This window comes from Liquorilactobacillus mali (assembly GCF_001437155.1).
In the GTDB taxonomy this organism is placed as follows: Bacteria; Bacillota; Bacilli; order Lactobacillales; family Lactobacillaceae; genus Liquorilactobacillus; species Liquorilactobacillus mali_A.
In genome coordinates this window covers 21,774-34,300 of record NZ_JQAR01000010.1, presented here as the reverse complement: position 1 = coordinate 34,300, position 12,527 = coordinate 21,774, and the positions used below count along the sequence as shown (strand labels likewise).

9 protein-coding genes and 1 pseudogene are annotated in these 12,527 nt (G+C 37.3%); 4 read left to right on the top strand and 6 right to left on the bottom strand.

Annotated elements, in window-relative coordinates; genetic code table 11:
* The 6 genes and pseudogenes from IV36_RS05975 to IV36_RS05950 all read right to left on the bottom strand — a co-directional run bounded on the left by IV36_RS05975 (position 1) and on the right by IV36_RS05950 (position 6,902).
* A complete protein-coding gene (locus IV36_RS05975) occupies positions 1-1,320 on the bottom strand; it encodes an acetyl-CoA carboxylase biotin carboxylase subunit (RefSeq protein WP_056991289.1) in 1,320 nt (439 codons plus the stop codon).
* A 10-nt stretch (positions 1,321-1,330) separates the two neighbouring features.
* Positions 1,331-1,750: an acetyl-CoA carboxylase biotin carboxyl carrier protein gene (gene accB / locus IV36_RS05970; protein ID WP_056991287.1), complete on the bottom strand. Its 420-nt coding sequence runs from the start codon at positions 1,748-1,750 to the stop codon at positions 1,331-1,333.
* A 14-nt stretch (positions 1,751-1,764) separates the two neighbouring features.
* Entirely contained in the window at positions 1,765-2,775 is a 1,011-nt protein-coding gene (locus IV36_RS05965) for a 5-oxoprolinase subunit C family protein (protein WP_056991286.1), read from the bottom strand.
* Between the two features lie 12 nt (positions 2,776-2,787).
* Positions 2,788-3,516: a 5-oxoprolinase subunit PxpB gene (gene pxpB / locus IV36_RS05960; RefSeq protein WP_056991284.1), complete on the bottom strand. Its 729-nt coding sequence runs from the start codon at positions 3,514-3,516 to the stop codon at positions 2,788-2,790.
* A 334-nt stretch (positions 3,517-3,850) separates the two neighbouring features.
* Positions 3,851-5,308: pseudogene (locus tag IV36_RS05955) on the bottom strand (anion permease).
* The gene (locus tag IV36_RS05950) at positions 5,283-6,902 is read right to left on the bottom strand and encodes a malolactic enzyme (RefSeq protein WP_056991282.1); all 1,620 of its coding nucleotides are present in this window, start codon (positions 6,900-6,902) and stop codon (positions 5,283-5,285) included. Before IV36_RS05950 ends, IV36_RS05955 begins: the two are co-directional and overlap by 26 nt.
* A 139-nt stretch (positions 6,903-7,041) precedes the next feature.
* Here IV36_RS05950 and IV36_RS05945 point away from each other — a divergent pair, with 139 nt between their 5' ends.
* The 4 genes from IV36_RS05945 to IV36_RS05930 all read left to right on the top strand — a co-directional run bounded on the left by IV36_RS05945 (position 7,042) and on the right by IV36_RS05930 (position 12,271).
* A complete protein-coding gene (locus IV36_RS05945) occupies positions 7,042-7,932 on the top strand; it encodes a LysR family transcriptional regulator (protein WP_056991280.1) in 891 nt (296 codons plus the stop codon).
* 67 nt (positions 7,933-7,999) lie between these two features.
* A complete protein-coding gene (locus IV36_RS05940) occupies positions 8,000-8,887 on the top strand; it encodes an ABC transporter ATP-binding protein (protein ID WP_056991278.1) in 888 nt (295 codons plus the stop codon).
* A 1-nt stretch (position 8,888) separates the two neighbouring features.
* Entirely contained in the window at positions 8,889-10,109 is a 1,221-nt protein-coding gene (locus IV36_RS05935) for an ABC transporter permease (protein WP_056991276.1), read from the top strand.
* A 110-nt stretch (positions 10,110-10,219) separates the two neighbouring features.
* Positions 10,220-12,271: a methyl-accepting chemotaxis protein gene (locus IV36_RS05930; protein WP_056991275.1), complete on the top strand. Its 2,052-nt coding sequence runs from the start codon at positions 10,220-10,222 to the stop codon at positions 12,269-12,271.
* Positions 12,272-12,527 lie beyond the last annotated feature (256 nt).

Sequence of the window (12,527 nt, the reverse complement as noted above, 5' to 3'; positions counted from 1 at the left end):
TTAGATTGTGGTAGTTAATTTATCCAACCAATTAATATCGGTCTTATTTCCAACATAATCAGATTCATTTAATAACTGCATTAGAAAATCAAGGTTTGTATTCACACCTGAGATGACTGTTTCATCAAGTGCATTTTTCATTAAAGTAATCGCCTTTTGCCTTGAGGGGGCAAAAGTAATGATTTTAGCAATCATTGAGTCATAGTTAGGAGGAACAACATATCCCTGATAGAGACCTGTGTCTACACGGATCCCATATCCAGCTGGAAGATGTAAGCCCGATATTTTACCTGCAGTTAAAGCATTTATACGACATTCCAATGCAAACCCATTTGCTGAGATACGTTCCTGCTTAAAAGGGAGAGATTTGCCCTGAGCAACGAGCAACTGCAATTCAACAAGATCAAGTCCACTTGTTAATTCACTGACGGGATGCTCAACCTGTATGCGAGTGTTCATCTCCATAAAATAAAAATGTTCTGGGTCATCTAATAAGAATTCCATCGTTCCTGCACCAATATAACCAATTTTTTTTGCAGCCTTCACAGAAACAGCAAACATTTTTTGCCGAGTTTCTTCTGGCAATGCGATTGCAGGGGCTTCTTCAATTACTTTTTGGTGATGCTGTTGGATGGTGCAGTCCCGTTCACCAACTGCTGTTACATTGCCTTGTTGATCAGCAATGATTTGAACTTCAATATGACGTGGATGAGGGAGATATTTTTCAAGATACATATGATTATCATTAAAGGCGTGTTGGGCCTCACTTTGGGCCAAACCAAATTCTTTGGCGAAGAGATCAGCACTTTTAATCACGCGCATTCCCTTACCGCCACCACCGGCACTTGCCTTTAGCATAACTGGAAAGCCAATCTTTTTAGCATATGCTAAACCACTGATTACGTCAGTAAATTCGGTATCTCCTCCTGGAACGACAGGAACATCCGCCGCCAACATCGTTTCACGTGCACGAGATTTCTCACCCATTAGTGCAATCACATGTGACTGAGGACCAATAAAAGTGATTTTTTCATCTTCGCATTTTTTAGCAAATTCTTCATTTTCGGATAAGAAACCATATCCTGGATGAATAGCGTCCGATTGGGTGATCTCTGCAGCCGCGATTATTTCGTGAATGTTTAAATAACTTTTATTTGGTTCAGCTGGTCCAATACAGATAGCCTCATCCGCTAATTGAACATGTAAACTATTTTTATCAGCAGTGGAGTATACGGCTACTGCCTTTAAACCAAGATTATGACAGGCGCGGATGATTCGAACAGCAATCTCTCCACGATTAGCAACAAGAACTTTTTTCAAAACCAACACCTCAATTCTTAAGTGCAATGAGGGGCGTATTGTATTCAACGGTACTCTCATTAGCAACTAGAATGTCTGTAATAGTACCAGCAACCTCAGACTTAACTTCAGTCATCATCTTCATAGCTTCTATGATGCCAACGACTTGTCCCTTTTGAATTTTGTCTCCAACCTTGACGAAGGAATCTTCTTGTGGACTTGGTGATGTGTAGAAGGTTCCAACGAATGGAGCATTTATTGTGAGTTTCTTACTTTCTGCAGGCTTTACATTAACTGCAGGTTTTTGTTCGCTTGCAACTGAATTAATAGGAGAGGAGGCTGTTATTTCCTTTTTCAAAACAATTTTATCTTCGCCATTTTTAATCTCAAGATGTGTAAGACCTGCCTCTTGAAATTTGTTAATCAGTTCATCCAAACTTGGTATTTCCATAACAGAAGTCTCCTTTAACTATTGAAAATCATTTCTTCAATCTTTTTACTTGTTTTTCTAATAGGGCCAATAGGATATTGATACCTTTTTTGATAAATGGAATCTGCCAGTTCACCCAAGAAACGGTACTGGCTGCGAAGGGCGGCAGTGGCTTTCTTGAGTGAAACTTCTTCAAAAAGAAGTGGGCTGTTTGAAGCAAATTGAACAAATTTACCAAGATCGGCACCAATTATTGTTGCAATTACTGGATAACCGCCTGCAGTTTGGCGATCCGCTAACAAAACAATTGGTTGACCGGCCCTAGTTATTTGGATATTTCCTAGAACAGCACCTTCAGACAGCATGTTTTTTTGTGGTATCTCAAGAGTCGGTCCATCTAATCTGAATCCCATGCGATCGGCTTGTGTTGAAATGGTAAATGGTCCATCTTTAAACACTTGTTTTGCACTTTCGGAAAATAGGTTCCATTGTGGTCCCTTGATAAAACGAATCGAATTTCCAGTCGGTTTGCTCCAAGGCAGGCTACGGTTTGCTAGACTTGGCATTTGATAGCAGTTGTCGATGGTTAAACAATCTCCTTTTGCAAGTGCTCGTCCATGATATCCACCGAGATTAAGTCTTGTATTAGTAGAACGGCTTCCAAGAATAGGTTCAACTTGAAGCCCATTACCAGCAAAAGCAATATAGCCAAAACGGCCGCTCTTCATGGGATGAAATGCTAAGATATCACCTTTTTTTACTGGATATGTAGTATTTAAGCTGATATTTGAATCATTGAGTATAGGAGCAGAATCGCCACCGGTAATTGCAATGAATGTTTCAACATTGAACTCTATGGTAGGTCCAAGAATACTAAATTCTAAGGTTGCGGATTTTTCAGAATTATTTACCAGAATGTTAGCTAACCGATGTGAATATTGATCAATAGCACCTGAAACAGGGATGCCTTTTGCTTGGTGACCGGTACGCCCAAGGTCTTGGATAGTTGCGGCCAAGCCTGAATTAATAATCTCAATATGTGGCATAATTTTCTCCTTTCATTCTGAAATTATTTTAAGCTGATATTCACCATGAGCATCAAGTTCTTTTATCGCTGAATAATCAGTTCGGTCAATTTGAGAAAACTTGATCCAATCCCCTGCTTGGAATGGTGGCAGTGGATTATTTGGAGTATAAAGTGTAATTGGAGTCCTACCAAGAATTCGCCAACCGCCTGGTGAATCGACAGGATACATTCCGGCCTGCTTTCCTGCAATTGCTACGCTTCCAGGAGCAATTGAAGCTCGTGGAGCAGAAAGCCTAGGCATTGCAATTCGATCTGGAACATTTCCCATAAAGGCAAATCCTGGCAGGAATCCCATCATATAAATAAAATAATTATTAGCCGAATGAAGTTTGATTAATTCTTCGACGCTTATATTCCCAAAAGCAGCAACATCTTCGAGATCTATCCCAAACTCGGGGTCATAACAAACAGGAACTTCAAATATACGACCGTGATCATTTTTTGTATCTGGAACATAATGGGTCAAAAAAACCTTTAACTTGGAGCTGAATTCGTAATAAGTTGTTTTTCTGATGTCAAAACTGATGGTTAACGTCCTATATGCAGGAACAATATCTGTGATTTCATAAATAAAGCGAGACTGCAGTTGTTGAGCTAACTCTTGGATCAATTGGTTTTCTGAAACGTCAATCTGTTCAGGGAAAGCAATATGGAGAGCCTGTTCACCCGCAGGTACAAAATCATATTTGTAAGCTATCACCTTTAACACCTCTAATTATGCTGAAATAAATTTCGAATTTTTATAAACTTCATATTTAATAAAGTAACGGTTATTGAGAACTTTTTAAATAGAATTTAACTAAAACCTCATTTAAATTATAGAAACCGGGGTTTTTAATTATTTAATTAGCTGTATGTAGCAGTTTTCTTTGAAAAATAAAGTGAATATTTATTTATTAAATATTATTTATAATAAGTTTGCAAGAAGAAATTATTTGAGATATTTTAGGTAATAAAAAGCACAAATTGAACTTTTTTGCTCAATCTGCGCTTTTTTATCTTAAATGAATTATTTTATCAACTAATAGATTATGCTAATAAATTCCACAAATTTTCATCCATAAGCTGCCTAGTCCGAGCCAAACAACCAGATAGACGATACCTAATATTGCATTCAGACGCCACCAATCTTTCTGTGAAACATATCCTGCTGAGAAAAGAATAGGTGCTGGACCATTACTGTAATGAGTAGTGGATGCAAATAGATTACCAAAGAAACCAAGGAATAGTGCCGCCAACAAGGGTGGAACACCAGAAGCGACAGCTACACCTAACAAAGCAGAATACATTGCACTAACATGTGCTGTTGCACTTGCAAAGAGGTAATGTGAGTAGAAATAGAACAAGATTAGAACAATCAAGACAAGAGGCCATGACAAGCCATGTACACAACTTGCAATAGTCTTACTTAGCCATGGAATAAAACCAAGTACATTCAGTTCATTAGCCATCATTACCAGTATAGAAAACCACGTTAATGTGTTCCATGCACCTTTTTCTTGTAAGATATCACTCCAGCTAAGTACACCAGTTAATAATAGAAGAGAAAGAGCAATAAATGCAGTCAAAGTCGCATCTACATTTAATGTGTCGCCTAAAACCCAAAGAATCAGGGCAATAACGAATATTCCAGCCATAAACTTTTCAGGTAAGGACATCTTACCCATTTCTGCAAGCTGTTCATCAGCCCAGTTTTTAGCGTTAGGAGTCTCTTTTATTTCAGGTGGATAAAGCTTGTATATAATAAACGGAACAAGGATTAAGCTTATTACTCCAGGAACAAGTGCAGCGATAAACTATCCCATCCAGGAAATATTGATATGCGCACTTTTTGCTAGAGACTGTGCTAACGGATTGCCTGCCATTGCAGTTAAGAACATTGCGGCGGTAATCATATTTCCGTGAAATTCAGCAAAGGTCAAAAATGATCCAACTTTACGTTGAGTATTATCCTCAGGAGCAGAACCAAAGGACCTAGACAAAGAATTGATAATTGGGTACATGATGCCACCTGCACGGGCGGTGTTACTTGGTGTAGCAGGTGCAAGAATCAAATCAACACCAATTAATGAGTATGCAAGTCCAAGCGTTTTTTTACCAAAAATTCTTACAAATCCGAGAGCAATTCTGCGTCCTAATCCGGTTTTGATGAACCCTCTTGAAATGAAGAATGCCATTGCAATTAACCAGATACTGTTATTACCGAATCCTGCAACTGCAGTATCAATAGGAACTTCATGTGTAATAACGGTTGTAGTAAATCCCAAAATTGCAACTGCACCAATTGGTAGTGGTTGTGTGATACAGCCAATGATGGTAGCAACAAATATTGCCAGCATATGCCACGCGGCAATCGAGACGCTCTCAGGACGGAAAGGAGTTGCTAACCAAATAACTAGTGCTACAACGATGGGAATAATAAACTTCTTATAATTTATTTTTGTAGCCAAGATACCTAAGTCCTCCTTAGTATTCAGGTGCCCATTTGGCATCATTTATGGCAGTAGCAACATCATCTATTTTTTCTCTTGTTAATCCTTGAATCTTGGCACTCTCAGCAACTGCGAGAGCAACTGTGGTTGAAAAACGATCAAGTTTTGAAACAGGAGGTAAAACAGCAGCTCCAGCCTCTTCAGGGTCAACGATACCACCTAGTGAATGAGCAGCAGCTGAAATCATTTCGTCATTCAATACTGTTGCAGTTGAAGCAATCACACCTAGTCCAAGCCCAGGATATACGAGAGCATTATTTGCCTGACCGATATGATATGATACACCATTGAATTCAACATCAGGAGCTGGAATACCAGTAGCGACAAGTGCACGTCCTTCAGTCCATTCAATCAAATCATGAGCCTTAGCTTCTGCTAGTTTGGTTGGGTTAGAAAGTGGGAAGATAACAGGTCTCTCAGTGTGAGCAGCCATTTCGCGAACGACATCTTCTGTGAATGCACCTGGCTGTGTAGATGTACCAACAAGAATCGTTGGATGAACTGCTTTTACGACTGCCAAAAGGTTTGTTAATTCATCAGCATTATCAAATTCACTCCTTGAACGAGCAAAAGGTTTTTGTTCTGGTGTCAAAGTTGTATCATCATCGAACAACAGGCCTTGCTTGTCGACCATATAGAAATGTTTACGAGCTTCTTCCTCGCTTAGACCTTCTTGAATAAACTCATCATAAATTCGTTTTGTAATTCCAGCTCCTGCAGTACCAGCACCAAAGCAAAGATAAATTTGATCAGTCATTTTTTGTTTGGAGATGTTCAATGCACCAAGAATTCCAGCAAGAGTAATAATCCCTGTACCTTGAATATCATCATTGAACGTTGTAATTTTGTCTTTATATTTATTAAGCAAGTTAGCAGCGTTATCACGACCAAAATCTTCAAAGTGAAGATACAGATTTGGGAATAAGCGTTCAGCAGATTCAACAAACTTATCAACAAATTCGTAATACTTGTCACCGGTGATACGGCTATGATGATTACCGAGATAAAGTGGATCATTTAAAAGCTTGTCATTGTTTGTACCAGCATCTAAAACAACAGGTAATACTTGACTAGGATCAATTCCGGCAGCTGCGGTGTAGACCATCAACTTACCAACGGCAATATCAACGCCATTTGTTCCCCAATCGCCAATACCAAGTATTCCTTCGGCATCAGTCACAACAATCAATCTAATGTTGCGGCCATTAGCGGCATTTTTAAGTGAGTTTTCAATAGCATCGAGATTATCGATGGATAAGAAAGTAGCATTTTGAGACTGTACGTATAATTCACTGTAGTTTTCAATGGTATCTGCAATCGTTGGATCGTAGACAATTGGCATGAATTCAACTACATGTTCACTAAAAAGTTTGTAGAAGAGTACATGATTTTCATTGAAAATTTCCATTAAAAACATGCGCTTTTCAAGATCAGTTGGTTTTGTTTGGAATTGTGCATATGTTTGAGCAACTTGTTGGTCAAGTGTCTGAACATATGGAGGCAAGAGACCTTCTAAGCCGAGTTCTTTACGTTCTTCTAATGTAAAAGCTGTACCTTTGTTTTTGAACGGATCATTTAAAATATTCATTCCCATGTTATTTAGACCTTCCTTTTGTTAAGATATACATAGAATAGATCTATTGGTTTTTTATAGTCAAAAAATATTTTTTTAATAATAATTTCTTATAATGAGTTTTAGAATGCTGCTTTATCAAGGGGAGGAGGAACTTTTTATGAACACGAGGGATCTTGAATATTTTATAAGGCTGACAGAAATTAAAAATTTTTCAAAAGTTGCGCAAGAATTTGGAGTTAGCCAGCCCACAATCACTTTTGCACTAAAGAGATTGGAAGAAGAAGTTAATTCACGCTTAATTATCAGGCATCGTGCGCAAGGAGGATTAATGATAACTGATAGTGGGGAGCAATTATTAAATCATGCTAAGAGGATGCTGCTGCATTATAATTTGGCTCAAAAAGAAATTACGAGTAGTCGGTTAAAAATGCTGTCAATGGGACTGCCACCTATTATTGAAAACAATTATTTTCCTAGAGTTGCTAAAAATTTAAAAAAAGTTGGTTTATTAGACAAGATTCAGACAATGGAGTATGGCTCAAGAACAACTTTGAAAGCACTACAAAATGGCGAAATTGATATGGCATTGCTGGGTTCAATTGATCCATTAAGTGATGAATTAATTATGACAGAGGAATTTGATCGCCAACCTTTTGAGATATTTGTAGCTAGAAACCATCCATTGGCACAAAGAAAAAAAGTGTGGTTCAAAGATCTAAGAGGTGAAGATTTTGTGTTGTTCAAAAATGGATTTGTGCATAATCATGCATTTGATTTGCTCGCTGCACGTAACTATTTTCGACCACACATTGTTTTCAGGTCGAATGGCACACACAGTTTGATGAACCTGATTGCTGATGGGGTTGGAATAGGATTCTTGACAGCAGTTGTGAATCCCACGCGTGAAGATATTGTCAAAGTTGAATTGTTGGATACAGATGTTCCTATGTTCGTAACGAGTATTGCTTATCGGCGGTCGCATGTTTTCAATAAGTTGCAACAGTCTATTCTAGACAATATTAGGGAAACACTTATTAAAAACGAGTGAAAAAAAAGTTAAATATCGGTATAGTGTTAGGAATACATAATATTTATAGAAGATAAGGGGCAAGTAGATGTTAAAAATAACCCAATTAAGTAAGAACTTTGGGAATAAACAGGTTTTGAAAGATATTAACTTTTCTGCGGATTCAGGTGAGATTACTGGACTGATTGGCAAGAATGGGGCAGGAAAAACAACGATTTTTCATAGTATTTTGAATTTTGTTAAGTCTGACGGCTCAATAGTATTTGACGATACTCAAATCACGGATAAAACATATAAGAGTATCGGCTACTTACCAGAAGAAAGAAGCCTAATGCCGAAGCTGACGGTCTTTCAACAAGTTAGATTTTTGGCAAGCTTAAAGGGGATGGCTGCAAATGTCACACGAAAAGAATTGCTTAAATGGATGGATAAGCTTGAGGTTAAGGGGAAAATAGATGATAAAATAAAAAGCTTGTCTAAAGGAAATCAGCAAAAGGTACAATTAATATGTACACTAATCCATCAACCAATGCTGATCATTTTGGATGAACCTTTTAGCGGTCTAGATCCGGTTAATACTGATTTATTAAAGGAAGTCATTTTAGCTGAAAAAAAGCGAGGTGCGACAATTATTTTTTCTGATCACGACATGACTAATGTTGAGGAACTTTGTGACAAACTTGTAATGATCAGCGCTGGACAAGTAGTTTTAGATGGTGAGATTCAAGCACTGCGTCTTAGTTTCGGAAGTACCAGAATTTTTGTACAAACTGAAATGACGCAAGAGGAGCTCCAAAACTTGGCCCATGTGACAGCTGTGGAGAAAACTAAGTTTGGAACGTATCGCTTAGATATTGAAGATGAAAAATACGGTAAAGAAATATTTAATGAAGTTACGGGCGGACATTATGTAAAAACCTTTGATCAGCAACCGCCAACATTGAATGAAATATTTAAAATGAAGGCGGGTAAGTGAGATGAAACAGATTTTATTAGTTCTTATGGAGACGTATAGAAGACAGGTTAAGAGCTGGAGTTTCATTTTGCTTGTAATATCACCCTTTATATTTATCTTTATCTCATTTGGATTTGGCTATTTAAGCAGTACACTTGGTGAGAGTAGCAGTGATCAGATTGCAATTGTTTCAACTAATAAGAAAATAGCTAAACAGCTAAGGTATGATAAAGACGAAATGACACTTAAGTATCATTCACAAAAGAGTGCTCAAAATGCATTAAAAAAAGAAAAAATAAAGGGCTATTTGGTAGTCAATCAAAAAAATAGTCAATTGTCAGCCAAATATGTTGGAAAAGAAAAACTCAGTATTACACAAAAAACTCATTTTCAGCAAGTACTGCAGGTAAATCAGCAGAATCTAAATGTCCTAGAGGCACAACTGACATCGGGACAACTAAAAGCACTCGCAAGACAAGCAATTTTAGAGCAGCAGGTATCTAAAAAAGGAGAGTCTGACGAAACAATCAAAACCATTTCATTCACAATTACAATTTTTCTGATGTATTTTATCTTGATTACCTATACGACAACTGTAGCGCAAGATATTGCATCCGAAAAAGGAACAAAAATTATGGAAATGGTGTTTTCTAGTATGCCGGCTCAGAGATATTTTTACGGTAAAATACTTGGAACTTTTGCTGTAATTGCAACGCATCTTTTGATTTATCTGGTTGGCGGGGGAGCCATGTATCTGATTTTACCAAAAATGGAAATTTCCAAAAAAATGTTCGCAGAATATAATACAATGATTGGTAAAGTAGTAAGCAATCTGTTATCAGTTAATTTGATTTATGTTTTGTTGGGGGTAATTATTTTTACAATTTTGGCAGCATTATGCGGGGCACTCGTTGTTCGTCCCGAAGATACTTCAAAGGCGGTCCAGCCAGTGCTCTATGTTGTCCTGGTTGGATTTATCGGATCATTGGTATTTGGCCAAAATGCGAATAACATTATTGTAAAAGTCGCATCCTTCATTCCATTTATCTCATCGTTCTTTATGCCAATGCGTTTGATATACAGTGATGTCAGCTTTATTCAAGTGGGATTATCATTACTCGTATTGTTAGCTGCGACTTTTGGCTTAGCAATATATGTTGGCAGGTTATATTCAGGATTGATTTTACAGACGGACGATGTTGGTATTATCAACAGTTTCAAACGAGCAAGTAAAATTAAATAAATATTTTAGATTTATTGCAATAAAAAGCAGGACATACTTAAATGTCCTGCTTTTTTTCCGATTCAAAACAATAGAACTAAAAACCTAAAATTTTGGAGGGGAATGCAGTAATGACAAAGGGAAAAAATAAAAGTATCGGGCGTGTGTGTGCAGCGGTCTTAATTTTTGTAACAATCACACCAATCTTGGTTATGTTGCTGAGCTCGTATGTTAATACATATAGCTTATTAGTGCAAAGAAACGATGCCAGTAAAACTGGTGCGGTTAATACTGCGATAAGTACACGAAAAGAATTAACGAAACAAGCTAGTGATGCCTTAGATGGAATTGCAAAGCAAAAGGCTTTTAAAGAAAAATTCGATTTAAAGGCCATTAAGGAAAGTATCAGAAGTGCTGAAGATAGTAATAAGATAATTGAAGGCGCTATCTTCTCAGAGAAAAATGGTGATTTTGTAGCTAACAGTAACAAGTTGACGAGTAATTTCGATCCAACAGTTCGACCATGGTTTAAAGGAGCTATAACAAAAAATGGTGCAACTTTTTTTTCAAAACCTTTTTTAACTGCTACGGCTAAGACAAATCAATATACGACAAGTGTATCTAAGGTTATAAAAAATAAATATGGACAGGTGGGAGTGTTATCTTTCAATGTTTCATACAGCATCGTCCAGAGTGGTATAGAAAATACGAAGGTTGGACGTACTGGTAACGTGATGCTAGTTTCGGATGATGGCATTGTAGTTGCTTCAAAAAATAAAAAGTTAATTGGTAAAAATATTAAGAAGACAGCTCTATTTAAGGCAGTCGTGGGTTCTTCGAAGACAAAGGGTAGCGTACTTCCTAAGGGACAGTCAAAAATTCAAGAAGCTTATTTTGATAAGGGAGATAGCAACCAAACCTTTGCTGTTGCGCAAACAAAAGCAAGTGAATTGAATCTGGAGTTAGGTGCACTAGTAAGAAATTCAATCGTTATTTCATTAATCATGGTTGTCGCCGTTATTGTGATATCGATTATGACAACAAAAATAATCAAGCAAGTTTTCCGTGACTTAAAAGACTACTTTGAAAAGGCTGGGAATGGAGAGCTGGAAATAATTGATAACAAAAAATTAAATAATGCTAAATTATTCAGAGCTACAAAGTCCATGATAAAACCTGATGAATCGGGGAATGAAATTCAAATTTTAAGTGCAAGCTTTAATAAGATGGTTAATTCGATTTCTGAACTTATCGTAAAAATCCAGCAAGAAGGCGACAATGTTGCTCAAAAGTCGGATACATTGTTTACTTTGGCACAACAGACTGAAACGGCAACAGAAGAAGTTTCAAAAACGATCACGGGAATCGCGGAAGTGACCAGTGTTCAGGCACAAGAAACTGGAAAGAGTGTGGAACAGGTAAAAGGCTTATCTAAGGTTGTACAAGAATTACGGGGAAATGTAACTGAGATGACTCAAAAATCGACAGAGGCATCTGATTTGAATAGCGAGAGTATCAAAGCTGCAGGAAATGTCGATAGTAATTGGAACCAGGAATTGGCAAGAATGAAGAAATTAAATCATGCAATGAACGAAATGAATGAAGATGTTAAGAATATTGATAAAATAATAAGTGTAATAAATGGGATTTCACAGCAGACGAACTTGCTGGCTCTAAATGCCTCGATCGAGGCTGCAAGTGCTGGGGAAGCCGGAAAGGGGTTCTCAGTTGTCGCTAGTGAGATTAGGAAACTCTCAGAACAGACCAAAGAATCAACAAATGAAATTGAAAAAATAATCGGAATGATCACTGAGCAGTCTGCAGAGATGGCACAACAGACCAATGAATCTTTAGCGGGTGGAGAGAAGCAATCAGCTCTGATAAAGGAAGCAATTGATTCATCAAGGCAAGTCTTTAACAAAAATAAGGATGTTGCTAAGAAGATTGAAGATGTAGAAACTGCAAGTAAGAGTATTGAAGAGATTCAAACTCGTGTTTTAAGTAATTTAGAAAGTATTTCTGCCTCGACCGAAGAGAATGCTGCCGGAACTGAGGAAGTTTCAGCCAATTCCGAGGAGGTTTTGGCAACAATGGAAGAATTTACAGGTAATGTTGCAGAATTACAGAACAGTTCAAAGAAATTAAAAACGAATTTGGCCGAGAAGTTCAAAATCATAAAATAGGATATTCATTATGATGAAGTACTACGTCTTTTTTGCGGTAGATTTTATAATTTTCTTGTGATTAAAAAAGGCAGGAAATGTAATAAAGTCGCTAGATTTCGAATGTGGCAGGCTCTTTGCTCATGAGCAAAGAGCCTGCTAGTTGTTTTTAACTGCTTAATTTATGAAATATACTTTGGTTATTTAGAATCAATAAGGGATTAGATCAAAATTCAATTTTTGACCTAATCCCTTTTTTTGATTGACTCAACAGTTC